Source organism: Candidatus Flexifilum breve (assembly GCF_016713355.1).
This window is the reverse complement of sequence record NZ_JADJPI010000039.1, coordinates 1-20,469: the sequence shown is the minus strand read 5'-3', so window position 1 is coordinate 20,469 and position 20,469 is coordinate 1. Positions and strand designations below refer to the sequence as shown.

General features: G+C 56.9%; 24 protein-coding genes and 1 pseudogene. 7 read left to right on the top strand and 18 right to left on the bottom strand.

What is annotated here, in order from left to right; genetic code table 11:
* Nucleotides 1–141: 141 nt before the first annotated feature.
* Nucleotides 142–1,548 carry a tetratricopeptide repeat protein gene (locus IPK17_RS36530; RefSeq protein WP_343422676.1) on the bottom strand — a complete coding sequence of 469 codons (1,407 nt, stop codon included), beginning with the start codon at nt 1,546–1,548 and terminating at the stop codon, nt 142–144.
* Entirely contained in the window at nt 1,545–3,143 is a 1,599-nt protein-coding gene (locus IPK17_RS36525; protein ID WP_343422675.1) for an AfsR/SARP family transcriptional regulator, read from the bottom strand. Before IPK17_RS36525 ends, IPK17_RS36530 begins: the two co-directional genes overlap by 4 nt.
* 764 nt (nt 3,144–3,907) lie before the next feature.
* Between IPK17_RS36525 and IPK17_RS36520 the strand changes: the two genes are divergently transcribed.
* On the top strand, nt 3,908–5,356 hold the full coding sequence (locus IPK17_RS36520; RefSeq protein ID WP_343422674.1) for an aminotransferase class V-fold PLP-dependent enzyme: 1,449 nt from the start codon (nt 3,908–3,910) through the stop codon (nt 5,354–5,356).
* Nucleotides 5,357–5,875: 519 nt separating this feature from the next.
* Here IPK17_RS36520 and IPK17_RS36515 read toward each other — a convergent pair.
* The 12 genes and pseudogenes from IPK17_RS36515 to IPK17_RS36450 form a co-directional block, all read right to left on the bottom strand.
* Nucleotides 5,876–6,271: a Rid family detoxifying hydrolase gene (locus tag IPK17_RS36515; protein WP_343422673.1), complete on the bottom strand. Its 396-nt coding sequence runs from the start codon at nt 6,269–6,271 to the stop codon at nt 5,876–5,878.
* A gap of 32 nt (nt 6,272–6,303) precedes the next feature.
* Nucleotides 6,304–7,714, bottom strand: a pseudogene (locus IPK17_RS41205) (tyrosine phenol-lyase).
* Between the two features lie 140 nt (nt 7,715–7,854).
* Nucleotides 7,855–8,844, bottom strand: coding sequence for a dipeptidase (locus IPK17_RS36495; RefSeq protein WP_343422670.1), 990 nt, complete (start codon nt 8,842–8,844; stop codon nt 7,855–7,857).
* A gap of 31 nt (nt 8,845–8,875) precedes the next feature.
* The gene (locus IPK17_RS36490) at nt 8,876–10,435 is read right to left on the bottom strand and encodes an alpha-L-rhamnosidase-related protein (protein ID WP_343422669.1); all 1,560 of its coding nucleotides are present in this window, start codon (nt 10,433–10,435) and stop codon (nt 8,876–8,878) included.
* Nucleotides 10,387–10,941, bottom strand: a complete 555-nt coding sequence (locus tag IPK17_RS36485) for a hypothetical protein (protein ID WP_343422668.1) — start codon at nt 10,939–10,941, stop codon at nt 10,387–10,389. The genes IPK17_RS36490 and IPK17_RS36485 overlap by 49 nt, the downstream gene beginning before the upstream one ends.
* 40 nt (nt 10,942–10,981) lie before the next feature.
* Complete coding sequence (locus IPK17_RS36480) at nt 10,982–11,431, bottom strand: hypothetical protein (RefSeq protein ID WP_343422667.1); 450 nt, start codon at nt 11,429–11,431, stop codon at nt 10,982–10,984.
* A gap of 37 nt (nt 11,432–11,468) precedes the next feature.
* Nucleotides 11,469–12,188: a carbohydrate ABC transporter permease gene (locus IPK17_RS36475; RefSeq protein WP_343422666.1), complete on the bottom strand. Its 720-nt coding sequence runs from the start codon at nt 12,186–12,188 to the stop codon at nt 11,469–11,471.
* Nucleotides 12,189–12,291: 103 nt separating this feature from the next.
* Nucleotides 12,292–12,423, bottom strand: a complete 132-nt coding sequence (locus tag IPK17_RS36470; RefSeq protein ID WP_343422665.1) for a hypothetical protein — start codon at nt 12,421–12,423, stop codon at nt 12,292–12,294.
* Nucleotides 12,408–12,704, bottom strand: coding sequence for a carbohydrate ABC transporter permease (locus IPK17_RS36465; RefSeq protein ID WP_343422664.1), 297 nt, complete (start codon nt 12,702–12,704; stop codon nt 12,408–12,410). The genes IPK17_RS36470 and IPK17_RS36465 overlap by 16 nt, the downstream gene beginning before the upstream one ends.
* A gap of 13 nt (nt 12,705–12,717) precedes the next feature.
* Nucleotides 12,718–13,080 (bottom strand): ABC transporter permease family protein, encoded by a 363-nt coding sequence (locus IPK17_RS36460; protein ID WP_343422663.1) that lies wholly within the window; start codon nt 13,078–13,080, stop codon nt 12,718–12,720.
* 351 nt (nt 13,081–13,431) lie between these two features.
* Entirely contained in the window at nt 13,432–13,791 is a 360-nt protein-coding gene (locus IPK17_RS36455) for a hypothetical protein (protein WP_343422662.1), read from the bottom strand.
* A 246-nt stretch (nt 13,792–14,037) separates the two neighbouring features.
* Complete coding sequence (locus IPK17_RS36450; protein ID WP_343422661.1) at nt 14,038–14,865, bottom strand: ABC transporter substrate-binding protein; 828 nt, start codon at nt 14,863–14,865, stop codon at nt 14,038–14,040.
* Between the two features lie 432 nt (nt 14,866–15,297).
* On the opposite strand from IPK17_RS36450, the gene IPK17_RS36445 reads away from it, so the two are divergent.
* The 6 genes from IPK17_RS36445 to IPK17_RS36420 all read left to right on the top strand — a co-directional run bounded on the left by IPK17_RS36445 (nt 15,298) and on the right by IPK17_RS36420 (nt 17,901).
* A complete protein-coding gene (locus tag IPK17_RS36445; RefSeq protein ID WP_343422660.1) occupies nt 15,298–15,882 on the top strand; it encodes a DeoR/GlpR family DNA-binding transcription regulator in 585 nt (194 codons plus the stop codon).
* Entirely contained in the window at nt 15,767–16,099 is a 333-nt protein-coding gene (locus tag IPK17_RS36440; protein ID WP_343422659.1) for a DeoR/GlpR family DNA-binding transcription regulator, read from the top strand. The genes IPK17_RS36445 and IPK17_RS36440 overlap by 116 nt, the downstream gene beginning before the upstream one ends.
* 74 nt (nt 16,100–16,173) lie before the next feature.
* Nucleotides 16,174–16,536, top strand: a complete 363-nt coding sequence (locus tag IPK17_RS36435; RefSeq protein WP_343422658.1) for an alpha/beta fold hydrolase — start codon at nt 16,174–16,176, stop codon at nt 16,534–16,536.
* Nucleotides 16,473–16,991 (top strand): alpha/beta fold hydrolase, encoded by a 519-nt coding sequence (locus IPK17_RS36430; protein ID WP_343422657.1) that lies wholly within the window; start codon nt 16,473–16,475, stop codon nt 16,989–16,991. Before IPK17_RS36435 ends, IPK17_RS36430 begins: the two co-directional genes overlap by 64 nt.
* Nucleotides 16,992–17,144: 153 nt before the next feature.
* Complete coding sequence (locus IPK17_RS36425) at nt 17,145–17,285, top strand: hypothetical protein (RefSeq protein WP_343422656.1); 141 nt, start codon at nt 17,145–17,147, stop codon at nt 17,283–17,285.
* 58 nt (nt 17,286–17,343) lie between these two features.
* On the top strand, nt 17,344–17,901 hold the full coding sequence (locus IPK17_RS36420; protein WP_343422655.1) for a DJ-1/PfpI family protein: 558 nt from the start codon (nt 17,344–17,346) through the stop codon (nt 17,899–17,901).
* A gap of 313 nt (nt 17,902–18,214) precedes the next feature.
* Here the strand turns inward: IPK17_RS36420 and IPK17_RS36415 are convergent, their stop codons facing one another.
* From IPK17_RS36415 to IPK17_RS36400, 4 genes are all read right to left on the bottom strand, one after another.
* Nucleotides 18,215–18,700, bottom strand: a complete 486-nt coding sequence (locus tag IPK17_RS36415) for an ABC transporter ATP-binding protein (RefSeq protein WP_343422654.1) — start codon at nt 18,698–18,700, stop codon at nt 18,215–18,217.
* Nucleotides 18,658–18,978: a FecCD family ABC transporter permease gene (locus IPK17_RS36410; RefSeq protein WP_343422653.1), complete on the bottom strand. Its 321-nt coding sequence runs from the start codon at nt 18,976–18,978 to the stop codon at nt 18,658–18,660. Before IPK17_RS36410 ends, IPK17_RS36415 begins: the two co-directional genes overlap by 43 nt.
* Nucleotides 18,975–19,706 (bottom strand): FecCD family ABC transporter permease, encoded by a 732-nt coding sequence (locus tag IPK17_RS36405; protein ID WP_343422652.1) that lies wholly within the window; start codon nt 19,704–19,706, stop codon nt 18,975–18,977. The genes IPK17_RS36410 and IPK17_RS36405 overlap by 4 nt, the downstream gene beginning before the upstream one ends.
* A gap of 112 nt (nt 19,707–19,818) precedes the next feature.
* The coding region (locus tag IPK17_RS36400; protein ID WP_343422651.1) for an ABC transporter substrate-binding protein at nt 19,819–20,469 on the bottom strand (651 nt) is incomplete at its 5' end.

Here is a 20,469-nt window from a genome sequence, read left to right as displayed (position 1 = left end):
CCCTTGACTTTGGTCCTGTGTCGGCTGCGCGCAGCCGAGTAGATCGCCGCTCGAACGCGTATCCCTAACCGTTTTTCAGCATGATCTGAGGTGGCGTTACCAAGTCTTCATAGTCTGTGGTTACGGTTGCCCGTGGGCTGCTTACTGGATGAGTGACAGAACTTCCGTAATGGCATCAGCGAGCTGGATATCTGCGCCACGGGTAAAGGCTTGCTCAAACTGCGCTGCGCTCAAGCCTTGCTGGAGGTGGGTTTGGAGATCGGCGATGACGCGTGGTTCGACATAATGGGCATAACGCGTCAGCACGCCGAACCAGACTACGGCTTGTTCGGTCTGCCCTTCAAGCGGAAAGAGTCGCAGCGCGCGCGCCAGCACCACGACCAGAAAGCGATCAGCGCGCAGTTGTTGGGCATAATCAAACGCGGTGCGCAGATGAACACGAGCGGCCGCAGTTTGGTGCTGATCGATGTGCCAGTGCGCCAAGGCCGCTGAGATTTCACATAAGTAATATGAAATGTTGTGCTGCTGGGCAAGTTCTAGTGCTTCTTGCAGATGCTGCTGTGCGTCGGTGTAGTGCTGTTGCCGCATTTCGACATCGGCCAGATAACGGAGGAGGTCGATGACAGTGGAGTTCGCCTGCATAGCGCGGGCGCTGGTGATGCCCTGCAAGTAATGGGTGCGGGCAGCGTCTAGCTCATCGAGTTCGGCTTCGGCGGCGGCGAGAGATAACCACGCATTGGCGAGCATGCGCTGAAAGCCGGTTTTCAGGCAGACTTGCAAGGCGCGTTCGGCGTAGTGTTTCGCTTGGGGATAATCGTGCATTTCCAACAGAACGTGATTCATAGTGATGTAGGCGGGTGCCAGTTCCGCTTCGCGCCCGGAGCGTTCAACGATCGTTAAGTAGCCTGCAAAGCGTTCGTAGGCCGTCTGGTTGTCCCCGCGATACAGCGCGATCCGTCCGTACGCCTGCAGCGCGCGTCCATATTCAGGTTCTGCGCCCGCCTCCTGTAAATACGCCAAACCGTTGATGAAAGCGGCCTCGGCTTCATCAAGCTGACCCTGATGCACACCCACCTGACCCAGAATGTACCACGCTCGCCCAAGGTTAAAGATGTCACGCCTTGGTTCAGCCAATTTGAGCAGCATCTGAGCGACGGCGGTCGCGTCCTCAGTTGCGCCGATATAGAAATAGGTGTGACCGAGCTCGTGCAGCGCCGTACATTCGGCAGCGGTATTCCCAATCTTCTGCGCCACGGCCAACGCCGTTTTCATCCACTGGATGCGGTCGGCGGGCGTCTGGCGCACGCGTAGAATGTCTAGCCCACCCATGGAAAAGTCGACGCACAGCTTGGCGCGCTCTTTTTCTAGGTCAGATGCTTCTGCCGACCACGCTTGCCAGTGGCGAATTTGTTCCCAATCCTGCTCGATCTGATTGTACCAGTGGCTGCGATTCCCCCGGCCTCGCTGGATGGCGGTATTGGCGCGCTGCAACGTGTCGACGTAGTGTTGGGCAAGCCGCTGTTGAACGAGTGCAATCGACTGAGTCATTGAACAAAGCCTTCCTCGGCGATCAACGAGCGTGCGTGCAGGACGAGCAGGGCGTGCATCTGAAAACGGCCACCGCTGATGGGTTCGAGTAAGCCGCGTCCGACGAGCAGACGCGCCGTCGGTCGTGGATCGGTAAGTCCCCACGCCGCGCCCATTGCCGCCAGATCAAACGTCGCCGGTTTCGGTACAAATAAACCGAGCACCGCGAACCGCTGGCGCGATGCCGCGTCGAGGGCATCGGTACTGCGCTTCAGGAGCGCTGCAACCGTGGGTGAGATATCTCTCATGCGCATGTCGCTGGGCGCTTGCGCGCCTAACAGCCCAGTTCCGGCGCCCAATTCGGCCAGTAGTTCGCGCACGCCCCAGCCCAACCGCGCTTCACTGTGCAGGAGACGACCGGCCACATGGAGAGCGAGGGGCAGACCTTCCAAGTTGCGGACGAGCGCGCGCGCCTCGGCGGGATATTGGCTGACTGTTTCGGGGGTGAGTTTGTGCAGCAGCTCCAGCGCCGCTTGGTCCGTGAGGAGGGGCAGGCGGTAGAGATCAACGGCGGTGGGTGCGAGAGCCGTAGCGACATCGTTCAAGCGGCTTGTAATCAGATGCGCGCAGGCATGACCGCCCACACGGAACGGAGCGGCATGTTCGACCTGCCAAACGTCGTCAATGATCAAGAGCACCCGCTTGTCGCGCAACACGGCGGTCAACTGCGCGCTCAATTCCTCGACTTTGCGCATGCGTGTCGGTTCGCTCAAACCAAAGGCTTCAGCCCAGACGGAAATCTCGCTGATCAAGCTTGGAGTTTCGCCCAGCGAGACCCACAGCACGCCGTCAGGATACTGCTCGACCATCTCGCGGTCGTGGGCGAGCATGGCCACTACGGTACTTTTGCCCACGCCGGGCCAACCCTGAATCACCGTGACGGGGCGTTGTTCGCCGCCGATGCCGAGGCGCTGCTTGATCTCGCGGAGCACGTCCTCGCGCCCAATCAGGAGCGAGGGCAGGGGCGGCAGCACGCTGGTCACCGCACAGTTGGTGGCGGATGCTGTTGGGTCGCCGAGTCCGTTCAGAATGGCTTCGTAGAGCGTGTTCGTCTCGTCTTCGGGTGGCGTCGCCAGTTCTTCATCGAGCAAGTCGACGGTCTGCTTGTACTGACGCAGCGCTTCGGTACGCTCACCGTTCGCTGCATACAAGCGCATCAGCTGCCGCTGAGCCGCTTCGTGCAGCGGGTCGGCGGTGACCCAGCGTTTGGCATATTTGATCGCTTGCTCGAACTGGCGCAAGTCGGCGTGAAACACCGATAGTCGCCGGACGACATCGGCAAACTCGCGGCGCAGCCATTCCCGCTGTTCCATCTGCCAGTCATCGTAGTCGATGCTGTCCTTTAGACTGAAACCGGACATGAAGTCTCCGGCATACAGCGCCACGGCTTGTTTGAGCAGCTCTGCACACTGCTCGCAGACGACATCCGGGGGGTGGTTATGGGCTTCAGTCTCGGAAAGGAGACGTGTGAACTCGCTCGCATCGCTCCACATATTGGTCCGGTTCAAAGCGATAGTAGCGCGGTCGCCGTCGATCCAGTTGGAATCGACTGACATGGTGAGTGAACGCAAGGCACTGCGAAGCGCAGAACGGCCATGCTCACGATCGAGCTCTGGCCACAGCAAGTCGACGAGAGTATCCCGACTTTGCGGCTGGGGGTAGAGAGTCAGATAAGCAGCCAGCGCTAACCCTTTCCGGCGATCAAGCTTGACAGGTTTTCCCTGATATTCGATTCGGGGAACCCCCAGCAAATAGAGCCGCAGTTCGCTCATGCTGTTTTCCTCACATCACGTTTTCGTCACGATGTCGTCATTTACGTTCTTTATACTAGCAACACTACAAGTAACGCAAATCGAGATAACTAGTACTTGAGAGGTGTTTACCATGCGTCCTTCTCAACCGGTTGCTGATACGTTTACATTGTTGGCGGGTGGCCACATCAAGGGTGCGCCGCGTTTGGGAGAAGAGCGGCCGATGGTCGAGTGCACCGTAGAGTACGCGCCCGCCAGCAGGTTGGGTGGGCGCATGCTGCGCCTCGGCAGTCTGCTCCGGGCGCTCATCGTCTCATTAACGTCAGTTGGGATAACTGCTTGTTCCATCCCCCCCTCCCCCCCCCCCCCCCTTGTCCCCCCCCCCCCGGCCGGGGGGGGGCGGGCCCCCCCCCCTCCCCCCCCGTCCTTTTTTTCCCCCCCCCCGCCCCGGGGGGGGGGGGGGGGGGGGGGGGGGGGGGGGCGGGGCGCGCCCAAAATTCCGCCCCCCGGGCGGTTTTATCCCTAACTGACGTTCAGTAGGACTTGTAACCACATAGTGAGCCATTGAAATGATACAGCCGACGCTTGCCTTCAGCACCATGACCGAAGAGACCGCCTTCGGAGACTTCATTAGGCAGTTTCCAGCCTATGAGTCGACCCGCCCGCTCGATGCGCTGCGGGCCACGGAGTATGCCCGCTTGGATCGGGAGAAGCACGTGTATCTGGATTACACGGGAGGCAGTCTGTACGCGGAGTCGCAGCTGCGCGATCACCTCAGGCTGCTCGCCAGTGATGTGTTCGGCAATCCCCACTCCAAAAATCTGACTTCGCTGGCGATGACCGAGCGGGTCGAACAGGCGCGCGCCGCGGTTCTCCAATACTTCAATGCCTCGCCCGACGAATATGTCGCCATATTCACAGCGAACGCGACTGGCGCGCTCAAATTGGTTGGTGAAGCATATCCGTTTGGCGCCGAGAGTACTTATCTGCTGACGTTTGATAATCACAATTCGGTGAATGGCATTCGGGAATATGCCCGCGCTAAGGGCGCACAGGTCTGCTACATACCGCTTGAGCTGCCTGATTTGCGGGTGAACCCGGTCGTTCTGGCCGAGTATTTGCAGGCGAGCGTACCGGGAAAAAAGAATCTATTCGCCTATCCAGCGCAGTCGAATTTTACTGGCGTGCAGCATCCTCTCGACTGGATTGGCGAGGCGCAGCAACTGGGTTGGGACGTGCTTGTCGACGCAGCGGCTTTTGTGCCGACGAATCGACTCGATCTGAGTCGGTGGCATCCAGATTTTGTCGATCTCTCGTTCTACAAAATGTTCGGCTATCCGACCGGAATCGGCTGCTTGATTGCCCGTAAAGCCGCATTGAACAAGCTGCGCCGACCATGGTATTCCGGCGGTACGATCACTTTTTCCTCAGTGCTTGCCTTCAACCATCATCTCACGCCTGGGGTAGCAAGTTTTGAAGATGGCACTGTCAACTATCTGAGTATTCCTGCCGTTGAGATCGGCCTGAAACACATGGAGTCGATTGGCATCGACCTAATTCATACGCGAGTGAAATGCTTGACTGAGTGGACGATCAAGCAGTTGTGTGGGCTGAGGCACAGCAATGCGAGCCCGGTCATTCAGCTTTACGGACCGCAAGCTGCAGTGATGCGTGGTGCGACGATTCAGGTCAATTTCTTCGATCCGTCCGGTACGATGTGGGATTGTAATGAAATCGAAGCCTTGGCGAACGAACAGCGAATCTCACTTCGGGCAGGCTGTCACTGTAATCCGGGAGCGCGAGAACTCGGGCTGGGATTTACCCGCGAAACTATGCTGGCCTGCTTCGTTGACCACGAATCACTCTCTTTTGAACAGTTCCTCCATGTTATCGATGGCAAAACGACCGGTGCGCTGCGCGCCTCATTGGGCATTGCTTCCACGTTTGCTGATGTCTACACCTATGTCCAGTTTGCGAAAACTTTTGTCGATCGTAATCTGAATTCAACGGTTCGATGATGCGTCGCCGCGCTTTCCCTTGCCCAGTGCATTCGAAGCAGCCGAAGCCTTTTTGTCACTCTCGAAGATGGGAAAGTCTCTCTTCAGTTTAGCCCTGTTCCTGTCTCACTGATTCTGATGTTTTACAGCGTTCAACGATTACCCTCGATCTGCGGTTTTGGGGCGCATGGTTGGTGCTAACCCTGTGTACTTTCCCCTGTGTCGTACTGCCGCTCCGGGCCCTGAGCGGCAGCATCGTGCAATTGGAGGAAGCCGCACTCAATGGGTTTAATCTTGATGTTGGTATCTTTTGCTATCGATCGACTTGATTCTGCGAGCCGATCCTCGACGTATCCGTCGAGAACCGGGTTGATTGAACGCAATATCGCATTCCTCCCAGACCAACCGAGATGCTCCTTGAAGCGGTTACCCGATGAGATTTTCCACTTCGCACGTGTTAGTGCGGCAGATCATTTCCAGCGCCGAAGAACCGAGGCACGAGTGCAACCTTACGACCGCGCAACCGCCGCCCGCTAATGGTCAGGATTCGCGGTCTGTCTGGGGCAGCGCTACGACCGCATCCGCCATGATCTGCGCGAGGTAAACCGACCCCAGCACTGGGGTTCGAGCCGGGAATGGTGCCGGAAAAAAGCTCTGGTAAATTTCATTCATTTCAGCAAAGTTTGCGGCGTCTGCGAGATAGATGGTTACTTTGACCACATCCGCCATCGAAGCACCGGCTGCCTCTACGATTGCCTGAATGTTGGCGAATACGCGCTCCGCCTGTTCGCGAAAAGTCACCCCCACCACCGCGCCTGTGACTGGATCGAAGGGACCCTGCGCAGCGACATACAATTGCGGTGCTATGGCGATCACACCTTGCGAATACGGCCCCTTCGGGATAGGGGCTCGGTCCGTTTGAATATGTTTGATCATCTGTTTACGCCCTCAAACTCACGTGCCCTGATCTATAGTCGATCAAACCGGGCTTGAAAGAACCGTAGATACTTGGGTTCATAAACCATCTTCAGCCCGCGAGTTGTCTCTCGGGCATCGCAAACCGCCTTCACCGACTCCGCTACTACGTCCATATGGGCCTGAGTGTATACCCGGCGCGGAATGGTCAGACGGGTGAGTTCAAGCGTCGGGTACCGGTGATCACCCGTCTTGGGATCGCGTCCGGCACTGACCACGCCGCGCTCCATGCTGCGCACTCCCGTATCGAGGTACAGTTCGGATGCCAACACCTGTGCGGGGAATTGATCCTGTGGAATGTGGGCATAGATTTGCTTGGCATCAGAAAGATGGCATGTCCGCCTATGGGTTGGACGATCAGGATGCCCCAATCGGTCAGAAGATCGCCGAGGTAACGTACTTGTCCGATCCGTGCCCGCACATGATCATCGGCTACCGATTCGGCTATACCTATAGATAGGGCTTCCATATCACGCCCAGCCATGCCCCATACGTTTGCAGCCCTTCACAATCACCACCAGATTGCGTGCCAGATCCGCGACTTCTTCCTGATCACAGCCAACCAGCCACCGATATTCACAAGATTGTCTTTTTGGCGCTCATCCACGCACCATCGGTATAGCTGCAGAATTCGCGCAGAATCGCCGCGATCGGCTGATTACTGTATCCGGCTTCGCGCTCTTGAATGAAGAAACAGTTCTCGACCATGCGCGTCGCGTCCAGATAAATGCGAATTCCGTATTGGTTACATAGTTCCCGCAAAGCGCGGACATTCGCCATGCTCACCGGCTGCCCGCCGGCCATGTTCACCGTGCCGGCCAGGCTGATGTAAGCGATCTTCTCGGCACCTTCCCGTTTGATGAGCCCTTCCAGCTTGTCCAAATCCACATTCCCTTTGAAAGGATGCGGATTGATCGGATCATGGGCTTCGTCAATGATCACATCCACGAAAATCCCCCCGGCCAATTCTTGGTGAAGCCGAGTTGTTGTGAAATACATATTGCCCGGTACATACTGCCCGCGTTTGATGACGGACTGGCTGATCAGGTGCTCGGCTCCGCGTCCCTGATGGGTCGGCACGACATACCGGTAGCCATAATAGGTCTGAACAGCATCTTCCAGATGATAATAGTTTCGACTGCCAGCGTAGGCCTCGTCGCCCAACATGATTCCCGCCCATTGGCGATCGCTCATGGCGCTGGTGCCGCTGTCGGTTAACAGGTCGATATAGACATCTTCGGAGCGCAGCAGAAAGGTGTTGTAACCAGCGGCTTTCAGTGCCTGCTCGCGTTGATCCCGGCTAATCATGGTGATTGGCTCGACCATCTTTATTTTCCAGGGTTCCGCCCAGGAGCGTCGACCAAACTGCTGTCCCATCGTCTGGGGAATGGGATTGTCCGGCATTATAAATTTCCTTTCTGCTCTTGATTATCAAAGCTTCATTACTGTTTCAGGAATTGACTGTGCCAGTTGACCCGCCACAGTATGCGTCCGGGGATTGCGCTGGCCGTCAGGGCTGGCGGTTGGGGCCAGCGTTCGCGCGCTCAGTGGCTGGGAGACTCCCACACTTCGGCATAGAGGCGCAGCCAGTTGCCGCCCATGATTTTCTGAGTATCGGCGGCGCTGTAGCCGCGCGCCAATAGCCGCTCGGTAATGTTCGGCATGTCGGCCGCTGACGCAAAGCCCTGCACAGGCGGAATGCTCTTCATGAAGTTGACGGCATCAACGGGCAGCCCTTTCAGTACGATCGCCACCACTTCCGCGGGCATTTCTTCCATCAGGTCGGGGCCAATTCCGACATGATCAATGCCAGCCACTTCGACCAAATAGTTAATTGTGTCGACATAATCGTCCAGTGTGGCGGGTAAATTTGGGGTGAGCATCGCGGGGAACGATACTGCGCCGATCACACCGCCGCGCGCAGCACACGCCTTGATCGCCTCATCGCTTTTGTTGCGCGGGTGAGGAAATTGCGCGGCTGCATTGCTGTGGGTGATAGCGACGGGTTTCTCAGAGTGGTCAATCGCTTCCAACGTTGTGCGCGCCCCACAGTGTGACAGATCGATGAGGATGCCTAAGCGGTTCATTTCCGATACGACCTGCCGCCCAAACTCGGTCAAACCACGATCTTCCGGCGCTTGACACCCAAAGCCGACGAGATTCTCGAAGTTGTAAGTGAGTTGGATGATCCGCACACCCAATGCACGATAGACGCGCAGCAGATGCAGCTTGTCCGCAAGCGGAGTGGTATCCTGAAAACGCAGGATGAACCCGGTCTTGCCCGCTGTCTTGGCAGCGTGAATATCGTCTACGCTGCGCACGAGTTGGGCAATCTCGCTGTGCCTGTCGATCTGGTGGTACATCCGGCCGATCATGTCGAGCGTCGCTGCTGGGTCATGCCAAGCGGCAATCGTGGCGTTGACGGCGGTCGTGCCACCGCGATGAATCCGCTCAATGACGGAATCACTCAGGAACCAACTAGCATTCAGTCCGTCAATAATGATGCTGTCGTGATGGTGTTGTGCTGCATTCATACTAGGCTCCGTCAGTGTGACTTGAATACCGTTAGACAAGCTCGCTGAAATGTGATCGACGCGCGCTCACGTGATATGTTCCAGGAATCGACAGCAGGAGCGTACCGGGATGCGCCATTCGATCATTGACCTGAACGACATCCCAATCTGCTTCTGGCAAGGAAACTTGCGCCTCTGTTCCCGGCGGTACGGTAACCGTCAGGTCGAATTGATCGCCGGTTACGCGCCACCCGACGGCGATCCCACCCTGCGGAGAGGGGAAAACTCCTTGCGCCCAGAGCAAATCTGCTGGTTGCGGCGCAACCTGAAAACGCGAAAAACCCGGTGCAAGCGGCCTGACGCCGAGAATTTCCGTGGAGAGATCAAAGGTTGGTGTTCCGGCCCAGGCGTGACACAAGCTCGTCAATTCGATGATTTGCCACGACTCGCGGAAGGTGCGATCCCCGGATTCGATCAGCGCGCCCCAGCGCCGCCGGATGTTATCGAGCATCGTCTGCTGTCGACCGGATGCGCATAACGCCCGGTGCAGAAAGTGCATGGTAAACGGCTGCGCCAGCACGACGTGCGCCGCTTCGTCAAAGCGAATGGATTCGGCCTGCGCCGCGCCGAAGCGCGTGAGCACTAACCGCTGATCGTCGAGGATGACATCAAACACCCGTGACCAGCGTTCTGCCGGGGCAACCTGATACGCCAGCACCGCCGCATTTGTCTGCTGGCTGAGTCGGCTGCTCTGAACGTCATTGTGACGACAGTCAACATATGCCCCCCGGCTGTCATCCCACAAATGCTGGTTGATCGCCGCGCTGATCGCTCGCTCCATCTGCTCGAACCGCACGCGATCACGGGGGGAGTCCATCAGGCGCGCGAGGCGGGCGGCGACGCGCAGCGCCGCCACAAACTGCGCATTCAGCGCGGTCACTTGCCCTCGCTTGTCAATTTCAGCCCAATCGACAAATACCCAATGCGGCACATCGGTCAGCAGCATCTCACTGTTCAAATGCCGCTCGAACCAGCCAATCGCTTTGATTACGCTTGGGTAAAGATCAGCGATGATAGAAAGATCGCCTGTGTAATCCAGATAGGCATCAATTGCCAGTATCCAGTACAGACAAAAATCCGGGATGTTGGTGAAGCGCATGACTGAAAAATCGCCGGGGGCGACCATCATCGTGATGCCGTCCGCCTGCTGTGACTGGGCGACCTGCCGCAGCATCTTCGCTGCCAACCGGGCATCGCCAAAAGCGGCATAGTTGATCAGTGAATCGACATAGGCATCCAGCCACTGACGCTGTTCGCGCGATGGGCAGTCCACATAGCCGTCGAGCATACAATAGCGTAATGTTTTCGCCCCTACCTGCCAGATCAGGTTCAGCAGATCGTCAGAACAGGTGAACTTGCCGACAGGCTGCACCGGATAGGCGCTGAAATTGAGCCGCACGGCGTGAATCTGAAGCGGGCGCTCACAGCCGCGTACTGTCACCTGCAAGTAGCGGAAGCCGCTCAGCTCGAAGGCTTCCCATGTCTGCCGACCTTCACGCAGAATCAAACGGTGAGCGGGCCATACATCGAAACCGGGGATGCCCTGATGCATGTGGACTCGTCCGTCCGCGTGCAGGCGTTCACTGTGGGTGAAGTCAATAATCGTCCCGGCGGAACCTCCAGATCAAATTGGACGCGCCCCGGCTGCGTTTCGCCAAAATCCAGCACCAGGCTGACGCCGCGTGTGCCGCTGGTAGTGATGGTGGTGATGCCGTCGTCATGGAGCAGATGTTCGGCGTCGATAACGCTGCAAGCGCGCAAATCCGCCAGCAGCTCCTGTTCGAAGAGCGGCGCAATCGCGTTGGTGTCGGTGGTTGCATTTGTAACTTCCGCCACACGCACAACCGCTTCCGCCCAGCGCGGCACTTCGATCAGACGCGGAATATCGCTCGGAATCATCACCGGAAACGGGATAACATCCCCGGCAAAATTGCGCCCCGCGACCCGCAAACACTCGGCATACTCCCAATCAGAGTCATCGAAGTCCACTTCTGTCCAGCCTACCGGGGCGAGCCGCGCATCGTAGATCTCGATGAAACCGAGGCTTCCGGCCGGCACATCCCGCTGCCACGCACCGGAGTCTAGACAGTGCCAATAGTCACCCGTATCGGGGCAGAAGCTCGCCTGCCGCGGTGATCACCTCGCCCTGCAAAAAGAACCCGCCGCAGCCAAAGGCCCGGATCTGTTCCCATCCCGGTAATTCGTACCATGCGGTCGGACGGCCGTAGCTGTGCGCAAGGGCAGCGATCACATTCGCGCCGGGGTGCAGATAAGGCGTCAAATCAAATTCATCGAGATACTGCCAGCTCGGGGAACAACGTGCTGGACCACGTCCAATCCGCTGACCGTTGACAAAGAGTTGGTAGCGCCCGTCAGCCGAAACCAGCGCGGATGCCTGAGCAATCTCCCCGGTCACTTCGACTCGCCGGCGAAAGTAGATGTAGCGGTTCGCTTCCGCAGCTAACAGCGGGGTGGACGTGCCAAATGCGAGCGTGCCCAATCCGCGCCGCCGCCAGATCCACTCGGCACGCCGAGCAAATTTAGCCATCGCGCCGCCTGACACTATCCTTTGACCGCCCCGGCCGTTAAGCCGGCAATAAATGTCCGCATATGACCAGAAACCAGATCAGATCACCAGCGGGATCAGCCGCGATCACCGAAGCCGCCATGCCTTGACCGGGTTCGGGGATGCCGCGCCCCAGATAAAACACCACCAGTTTGAGCGCTACCGTCTGGAGTTCCGGATTCGACAGCACGAGACTCGGCCAGATGTAATCGTTCCACTGAATCCAGATCAGGAAGACGCCAATGGAACTCATGATCGGACGGGCGAGCGGCAGCCCCAGATGAATATACATTTGAAAGAAACCCGCGCCGTCAATTTCGGCAGATTCAAAAATCTCTTTGGAGAGCGTTGAAAAGAAGGTGTAGAACACCAGAATGGCGAAGCTCTGACTGGCGGCGTAGGGCAGAATGACCGCCCAGCGCGTGTTGAGCAGCCCCATATTCACGATCAACATGAACAGTGGCACGAGGATCACGGTCGGCGGGATGGCCAGCACTGCCAGCACAAAATAGAACAGTACTTTGCGCCCCGGAAAACTGAAGCGCGCCAGTGCAAAGGATGTCAGCGAGGCGAAGATCAATATCACCGCGACGCTCGTCCCGATAATGACGGTGTTGTTGAAATACGTCGAAGACATTGATGCCCATGCCACTTCATAATTGCTGAAGTTGAAGGGCAGTGTAGGCAGCAGCGGCTGCTGTCCGTATTGGAAGAAATCTTTCCCAGAGATCGACAGCATCACGAACACCGGAAAGAACGTCGGTATCGCAAAAATCAACAAGACCAGTTGCAGCGGGATTTCTCTGCGGAGTCGATGAAGTCGTGACACGCCCTGCTCCAATCTAGACCACGTCGTCGCGGGTTCGAGTCACACGTATCTGAACCAGCGTGATGACGAGCACAATCAGAAATAGGATCGTGCCGATTGCCGATCCGTAACCAAGGTCAAAATCGCGGTTTATGGCATAGAACATGCGTAAGCCGGGTACCATGCTGGCGTACCCCGCCCTCCGTTGGTCACGATCATGGGGAGTTCAAAACTGCGCATCCAGTAGATCAACGTGAGCAAGACCAGCAGGCGCATTTGTGGACGCAGCAACGGCAGTTCGATGCTGCGGAAACGGCGGAAACTGGTCGCGCCGTCGACGACGGCAGCATCTAGGACTTCAGATGAGATTTCCTGCAATCCCGCGTAGTAGATCAGAAAGTTAATACCGGCGACCCACGGAAAATTGGTGAACGCCAGCGCCCACATGATTACATCCCGATCACCCAACCAACTGCGCGTCAGCCCGCCCAAAACCAATCAGGTTGAGCAGAATATTCAAGCCGCCGTCGGCAGCGTACATCCAGCGCCATACCAGAATGATGGCGACGGCCGGGACAACAATCGGGATGACAAAGACGATTCGCCACCAGAACTGCGCCACGGTGCTTTTGACGCGAAAAATCAACGCCGCAACGATCAACGGCATGGTGGTGACCACCAGCACATTGAACCCCGCGAGGAAGAATAAATTCCTGAAGGACTGCCCGAGACGCGCGTCACTGAACAACCGCTCGTGGTTGTCGAGCCCAACCCACCGCCAACCGCGCACGTCAACATAATGAAATGACGTCAAAAAAGCCATTGATCGCTGGATAGTAGAGAAAATCAGCAGCATCACGACGGTAGCAGCACCATCAGGTACAGTGGCGCGAGTGACGCAGTCGCTCCGTGTTGATGCGATACCGACGCGGCGCAGCCGCGGAAAAAGTAACCTGTGAAGCCATCATTCGCCCAAACGATTTTAAGAAAACTATGAGTCCGGGCGCAGCCCAGCATACTCGGCGCTGGGCTGCACCCGCAGGAGCAGAATTTAATCCGGGTGAGCGGCCATCAGAAAAATCCGTTGGTTTCGTTTGTGTAGAGGCAAGGCGCGCCTTGCCTCTACGAGGGCAATTACGAATTTTCAGACCGCTTCTGATCTAGTGTCGATACACTACCACGAGTCCGCGCCCCATTCTGGGTGGGCGCTAATAGCACGCTGAACCGAGTCATCCAGCAGTGGTTGGAATTCGGCGAACACTTCTTCAATGGTCATGCTGCCGCTCATGTATTCGACGAATAAGCGCGACCATTCGGCATCCAACGCCCGGTCAAACGTCGCCCAGTTGAGCGAGGCTCCGCCGTTGTTGTACGCGCCCGGTTCAAAGAAGCCACGCATGCGCTCGACCATGACGGGATCAGTGTAGACTTCTTCAATCGGCGTTCCGGGTTCGTAGCAGGGTATTGGTTGTTGGCTGCACCATTGGGCGAGCTGATCCGGCGCGGTCACATACTGGATCAAATCGCGCGCCATCGCCAAGCGTTCCGGGCCACGCTCGACCGTCGTATTCGGGATGAAGAAATAGACACTGCCGCTGCCAGCCTGCCCCAGATTACCAACGCGCCGAGGAAGGAGATCGTTGCCGAATCACTGCTCGGCAGGGGTCACCGGCGGCTGATAGAACGTCCCCAGTCGAACGTAATGTTCGGGTTGGCGGCGATTTGTCCCAACCAGAGATTCATTGTGTTGACGATGGCAACTTCACCCTGAGCAAACAAATCAACATCGGGTGGGGGAGCCAGGAAATCTTCCTGCCAGTACTGCGACCACTGCTGGAGTAGTTCCCATGTTTCGGCCATGCGCGGGTCTTGCAGAGTGAATGTGCCGGTAGCGATACAGCGGACAACTTCCTTTGTCATTCAGCAGGTTACGCGGTTCTTCGATATCGCACGCGCCATTCACGTCTTCCATGAGCTGTTCACGGATGATCCACTCCGCCCAGTTCCACACCCAGCCTAGGGATCCGGCAGTTGGCATCTGGAAAGGGGTATAGCCAGCATCCTTCAGCGTTTGCTGAATTTGCATGAATTCGCCCCATGTCGTCGGCGGTTCGATGCCCACTTCGTCGAAGATTGTCCGGTTGTACGCATAGGTGGTCACGCCGGAGTCGCCGGATAGAGTGAAGCCGATAACGCGATTGCCGCTGTCGGATGACTGAGTCTGATTGAGCACCAGCCCATCGAGCGGAAAATCTTCGCGCCACGTTGCATTGGTACTGTACGGATTGGGCTGTTGGAGATCGTCAGCGAAATTGTAGACGAGGTCGACGGCATTGGTAACATCCGGACCCGGGAAATAGATCATGACCACGTCGGGCAGCGTCCCCGCGAGCAAGTTCGTGTTGATCCATGTGAAGCGTTCAGACACGTTCGTACCGCCAATATAGTCGTATGCCAGTTGGACATCCGGGTACATCGCCTGCCACTGCTGCAGCAGGTTATGCACTACGGTGACATCGGGGCGGCCTACTGCCTGATCGATTTGTCCCCAAACAGCGATTCGCAGTTCACCAGAAAATTCAGTGGCCTCTTGAGCGGAGCTTCCCACAACCGTTGCCATCAGGCAAACAAGCAGGATGCACAGTGCAAAAAGTGATTTCGCCGAAGTTGTTCGTGATCTATTCATTTGAATTATCCTTTGATTAATTACTATGTTTTGAGCGCAAATGACCATCGGATAGGTACGGTCTTCCGAAGTGAGCAGATCCCTTCTCCGTGACGCGACGGATTGAGTTTCATCAAAAGTGGTAGGACTTTGTATGAAGTGTACGCCTAAATATTTGGTGTTGTCAATAAAACGAAGGCTCATTGACACTAAAAAGAAACCTTAGTACAATTTTTCACTTTCGAATGAAAGTTAAAGCCTTTGTTTTTCTTGCGGTACTCTTTCGAAATGAAGACTGGATGTTCATCGGCGGTACGTTATATCATGATGTGCAGCACCTCCAGATGGTATCGTTTCTAAAGGCGAAAGCGTGACATGGCTGTATTTATCAGAATCATGAATCAGCGACGCGAGCAGATCGTCAATATTCTTAGTGAACGCGAACGGGTAACCGTCAACGAACTCAGCGAGATGTTGAGCGTGTCATCTGTCACAGTCCGTGGCGATCTGAATTTTCTGGCGGAAGAAGGCCGGATCGTTCGGGTTCACGGGGGCGCGGCACTCGCAAAACCCAGTTTGCGCCAGGAAATGACCTTTGCGGCTCGTCAGCGGCGGCATGCCGCCGAGAAACACGCGCTGGCGAAGCTGGCCGCCACGCTGGTCAAGCAGACAGACTCAATTCTGCTCGACTCGAGTACAACCGCCCTGGCAGTCGGTCAGGCGATTAAAGATGCACCGAACATTACCAACCTAACGGTAATCACGACTGGCTTATGGACAGCAGTCGCAATCATGGACTCGCCCAATATCCACCACGATCGTGGCAGGGGGAAGCCTCGCCAGCATGTCTGGGTCTGTCAACGGGCCTATCACCCGCGAGATGTTAGCGAAGTATCACATCAACCGGGCGTTTATCGGCGCGCTGGGAATCACGCTCGAAAAAGGGCTGAGCGGCAATGATCCGATGGAAAACGAACTGCTTCAATACATTGTTGAACGAGCGGGAGAAGTCATTGCGGTCGTTGATGGCAGCAAGTTTGGCCGCACCGGTCTGGCATCGTTTGCGCGCATCGATCAGCTCAACTGTGTTGTCACGGACGACAGCGCGCCGCCAGAAATGATTGAGACCCTGCGTGAGGCGGGCACGGAGGTGCTCGTGGCACCTGTTGAGCGCTGATCATTCTCAACCACTGGGCAACCGCCTACTATTATGTTTGTTTTAACGAGTCGTTTGGGGGATTGGGCAAAACCATGGATTCAGAGATTGTAAAAATCAATTCTGATGGACTGGAACTTGTTGCCGAGAGCTTTGGCTCTGGACCGCCGCTGATCGCCGCCCACGGGCTAACTGGCAATCGTCATATTACTGGACGGCAGCTCAAACAGCTCGCCAACCGCTACCGCATCATCGTCTATGACCAACGCGGTCACAGCGATTCTACCCCCGTCACCAACCCCAGCCTCTATAATCCGGATCGCATGGCAGAAGATATGCGCGCCGTCGCATGGATGCATATGGCATCGAGAAAGCCGTCGTTCAAGGCGAATCGATGGGTGCGGCGACTACCCTGCTCTTTCACCCTCATCCACACAGGGTCAGCGCGCTGCTGCTGACTGGACCCGCTTTCGGTGATGAGCCCAACCCGGAAATCCCCTCGCTGCACAACATGGCAAGCGAAATCGGGCACTATGGATTGGAGGAGTATATGCGGCTGTCGGCTCAACGCCTGCGTGAAAATTGGGGGGCTTCTGACGAGGTGATCGAAGCTGTACGCGAAATGCAGAGTTCACACCAGCAGAACAGCCTGATAACCGCGCTCGATACTGTGAAAGATTGGGTCATCTTTGACGAGCTCGCGGAGATCACTCAGCTAACAATGCCAATTTGTATCATCGCATGGCCCAATGACTCGCTCCATCCCATCAATCTCGCCTATCGCATGTGCGAACTCCTGCCGCATGGGAAACTGGAAACCGTTCCCTCAGTGGCTCATGTTTTCCTCAATCATGGTGCTTTGGTCGGAGAAATCTACGGGCGCTTTTTGGAAACTCTGACCGTGAACCAGTAGCAGAGCGGTGCGTTGACCAGCATCAACTTCGTTCATTTCGTTAAGACCGCAACTACGCAAAACGGCGTAGAGTGGTTACTCAATTTCGTCGCTATAATGCTGTGATCTCAGCCCGGCCTCACAAGATACAGATTCATCAGTTAGGTTACAAGCATGACCCACGAGATGGATGCGGAATTTATCGAGCATTTTGGCGGGTATCAGGAGGGGCTTCTGGCGATTCTCCTCTACCCTGAATTCACCGCGCTGGATGTGTTTTGGGCCACATCACATGTTCATCAATTTGATGGGTGAGCGAACGCGGCTGGTCGCCAAAAAAAAAAAAAAAAAAAAAAAAAAAACTCTGGAACCGGTGATCAGCGACACAGGAGTAAGTGTCACACCACAGCTTACCTTCGACGAATGCCCCGAAGATCTGCTGGTCATCTGTGTTCCGGGCGGCACGATGGGGACGCTGCGGGCGATGCAGGACAAAGAAACACTCGACTTTCTCCGCGTGCGCGGGCAGAAAGCGCGCTGGGTAACCAGTGTTTGCACCGGATCACTGGTACTCGCTGCCGCTGGACTACTCGAAGGCTATCAGGCAACCTCACACTGGGTCGTGCGTGATTTGTTGAGCGAATTTGGCGCACATCCCGTCAATCAGCGCGTGGTCGTGGATCGCAACCGCATCACGGGCGCAGGGGTGACTGCCGGGTTGGACTGCGGACTGGAAATCGTGGCTCGTTTGCGCGGCAACACCTACGCCGAAGGCGTGCAGCTTTTGTCCGAATATGACCCGCAGCCGACACTGAATGCGGGCACACCGGAAAAGTCGTCACCGGACACGGTGCGGATGATGCGCGCCATGTTCGATGGCTTTGTCGAGAACGTCAAGCAGGTGGCGGCGGGGGCTGCTCCAGCGGAATAAATATCAGATGCAGGCAGTCGCGGCTTGATGGCGTGGATGGCACGATGACGTCAGGGAATACCTGCTGAATCAGGGGCGCGTCAGGGTTGCGCTTCAGGCGCGCCTTCGGCAGCGATTTGACCCTGCTGCATCACGGCCAGATAATCAGCACAGGTCGCAGCCAGGTTCAGGTCGTGCAGCGGATCAGGTCGTAATGCCGAAGCCCGCGCACCAGTTCGCGCGAATCTCCAAACCGGTGATGGATGTCGAGATGGCTGGCTTGGCTCATCGAGAATGAGTGGCAGTTTCGGCTGCTGGGCCAGCACGCGGGCGATCAAAACGCGCTGTTTCTCACCGCCGTGGAGAGGGTTGCGAAGAGGCGGTCATCGAAGCCTGACATTTCCACCCGTTCCAGCGCGGATTGGATGAGCGCGGCATCGGCTGTGGTATCCAACGAAAGCGCGTCTTTGTGCGGGGTACGCCCCATCTGCACGACTTCGCGCACTGTGAATTGAAAATCGCTTGGCATTTCCTGCACCACGACCCCGGTACGCCGCGCTGATTCCCGGGCGGTTAGCTTCCACACATCATCACCGCCCAAACGCACATAACCCGCTGCTGGCTTGAGCATCCGGTAGACCGTCCGCAGCAGCGTCGATTTGCCGCTTCCGTTCGGGCCAATTAGCCCGACGATCTGACCCGGCTGAATATGCAGCGAAATCCCTTCGACGATCAGGCGGGTCTGAATGACAACGGAAACGCTGGCGATCTCGATGTTCACCGCACACCGCCCGTCAGCCGCCGCTGCCACAGCATCCACAGGAAGAAAGGTCCGCCCACCGCCGCCGTGACGATCCCCACTGGAAGCTCGGACGGTGCGATGATGGTGCGTCCGATCATGTCCACAACGACCAGATAGACCGCACCGAGGAGTGCCGCAATCGGCAGTACCCGCCGGTGATCCGCGCCGACGAGAAAGCGCACCAGATGCGGGATCATCAGCCCAACGAACCCGATGGCGCCACTGATCGCAACCACAGTGCCAATGAGCAGCGAGGTTAAAACGAAGAGCTGCAACCGGAAGCGTTGAACGCTCACGCCGAGGCTGACCGTTGCTCTATCGCCTGGCGAGCAGTGCGTTGGTTTCGACGGGATTGCAACATGAGCAAAATAGTGGTGGCGAATACAGTGATACCGGGGATGCCAAGCTGTTCCCATTTCGCCGCTCCTAACGTGCCCGCCAACCAACTCAAGGCGATCGCCGCGCTGTTGGTGCCGGGACTGCTGGCACGCAGCACCAAATAGGTGGTGATAGCAGAGAGCGCGTAGCTGATGGCAACCCCCGCCAGAATCAGCCGTCCGGGGCTGACTTGCCCTCCCTGCTGCGCGATCCCATAGACGATCACCATCGTGATGAGTGCGCCTATGAACGCCGCCCCGGATAGACTGAATCCGGTTGCAACTCCTGCGCCCAGTGTGATCACCAGCACCGCCCCGACCGATGCGCCGTTCGAGATGCCAAAGGTGTACGGGTCAGCGAGTGGATTACGCACCAGCGCTTGTAACGCCGTTCCGCTGACCGAAAGCGCTGCGCCAACCAGCACCGCCAGCAGTGCGCGCGGCAATCGGAATACCCACACAATCTGTTCCTGTACCGACGTCCAATCAACCGCGACCGCATTGGGCAGCAGCTTGGATAGGACGATGCGCACCACCATATCGTAAGGAATAGGGACAGGACCGATTTCGACTGCTAGCACAACCGCTGCCAGTACACCAAAGGTTAATCCGAAGAACAGCAGCCAAAACTTCGCGTTACGGTTCATGTGCTGAGTGAGTGATAACGGTGCAAAACTCGACAAAATGAAGTTTCACTTCCTGAAAAAAGCGCGGCGTGGATCATTACTCCACGCCGCTTGAGGCTTTCGTATGCAGTGATTATTCAAACGCTTCGGGATGCAGCATTTGCGCTAACTGCTCGATGGCTTCGACCGTGCGATACCCGGCGGGCGTCGTGCCATCCGGCATCAGCAGCGCACGGTCGTTGACGGTTGCCGGTGCATCCGGGAACGCTTGTGACAGAGGGAAAGTCCGCAGGTTGTCAAATGTGTCTGTCCACGGGATGATCAGGTACGCTTCCGGCGCAAGCGAAGCGACCACTTCCGGGCTGACTTCTTCAACGGTGCGCTCCGCATCCGGGAAAACCGTCTGCCCACCTGCAAGCTCGATGATGCTGCCATACACCCCGTTGGTAAAAACGTTGAGTGGTCCTTCGCCGCCATAGTAGATCATGGCAGTCGTAGGTTGAGCATCGCCAATTGCGGTCTGGACGGCAGCTAAACGGGCTTGCATTTCAGCGATCAGCGTTTCCGCTTCCGCCTGAACGTTGAAAATGATGCCGATATTCCGCACATCATCGAAGAACATTTCAAAACGGGCTTGGGTCGCATCTCCGCCGCCGCATTCCGTACTCATGCTGTAAACCGGAACGCCGGATGCCGTCCAGTCTTCAAGTGACAGTGTCTCAGGCGGAAAATCGAAGGTGTCGTAGGATGCAATCACGAGATCGGCTTGCAGCGCCAGCGCTTC

Coding starts and splice junctions, on each gene's coding strand:
- IPK17_RS36470 (WP_343422665.1), bottom strand. CDS start 12,423: ATGTTCTATGCCATAAACCGCGATTTTGACCTTGGTTACGGATCGGCA.
- IPK17_RS36525 (WP_343422675.1), bottom strand. CDS start 3,143: ATGTCAGTCGATTCCAACTGGATCGACGGCGACCGCGCTACTATCGCT.
- IPK17_RS36465 (WP_343422664.1), bottom strand. CDS start 12,704: ATGTGGGCGCTGGCGTTCACCAATTTTCCGTGGGTCGCCGGTATTAAC.
- IPK17_RS36455 (WP_343422662.1), bottom strand. CDS start 13,791: ATGGCGCGCGATTTGATCCAGTATGTGACCGCGCCGGATCAGCTCGCC.
- IPK17_RS36440 (WP_343422659.1), top strand. CDS start 15,767: ATGTCTGGGTCTGTCAACGGGCCTATCACCCGCGAGATGTTAGCGAAG.
- IPK17_RS36530 (WP_343422676.1), bottom strand. CDS start 1,548: ATGACTCAGTCGATTGCACTCGTTCAACAGCGGCTTGCCCAACACTAC.
- IPK17_RS36475 (WP_343422666.1), bottom strand. CDS start 12,188: ATGCTGTCGATCTCTGGGAAAGATTTCTTCCAATACGGACAGCAGCCG.
- IPK17_RS36405 (WP_343422652.1), bottom strand. CDS start 19,706: ATGAACCGTAACGCGAAGTTTTGGCTGCTGTTCTTCGGATTAACCTTT.
- IPK17_RS36515 (WP_343422673.1), bottom strand. CDS start 6,271: ATGATCAAACATATTCAAACGGACCGAGCCCCTATCCCGAAGGGGCCG.
- IPK17_RS36480 (WP_343422667.1), bottom strand. CDS start 11,431: ATGGCTAAATTTGCTCGGCGTGCCGAGTGGATCTGGCGGCGGCGCGGA.
- IPK17_RS36445 (WP_343422660.1), top strand. CDS start 15,298: ATGGCTGTATTTATCAGAATCATGAATCAGCGACGCGAGCAGATCGTC.
- IPK17_RS36430 (WP_343422657.1), top strand. CDS start 16,473: ATGGGTGCGGCGACTACCCTGCTCTTTCACCCTCATCCACACAGGGTC.
- IPK17_RS36520 (WP_343422674.1), top strand. CDS start 3,908: ATGATACAGCCGACGCTTGCCTTCAGCACCATGACCGAAGAGACCGCC.
- IPK17_RS36460 (WP_343422663.1), bottom strand. CDS start 13,080: ATGGCTTTTTTGACGTCATTTCATTATGTTGACGTGCGCGGTTGGCGG.
- IPK17_RS36490 (WP_343422669.1), bottom strand. CDS start 10,435: ATGCATCAGGGCATCCCCGGTTTCGATGTATGGCCCGCTCACCGTTTG.
- IPK17_RS36435 (WP_343422658.1), top strand. CDS start 16,174: ATGGATTCAGAGATTGTAAAAATCAATTCTGATGGACTGGAACTTGTT.
- IPK17_RS36495 (WP_343422670.1), bottom strand. CDS start 8,844: ATGAATGCAGCACAACACCATCACGACAGCATCATTATTGACGGACTG.
- IPK17_RS36425 (WP_343422656.1), top strand. CDS start 17,145: ATGACCCACGAGATGGATGCGGAATTTATCGAGCATTTTGGCGGGTAT.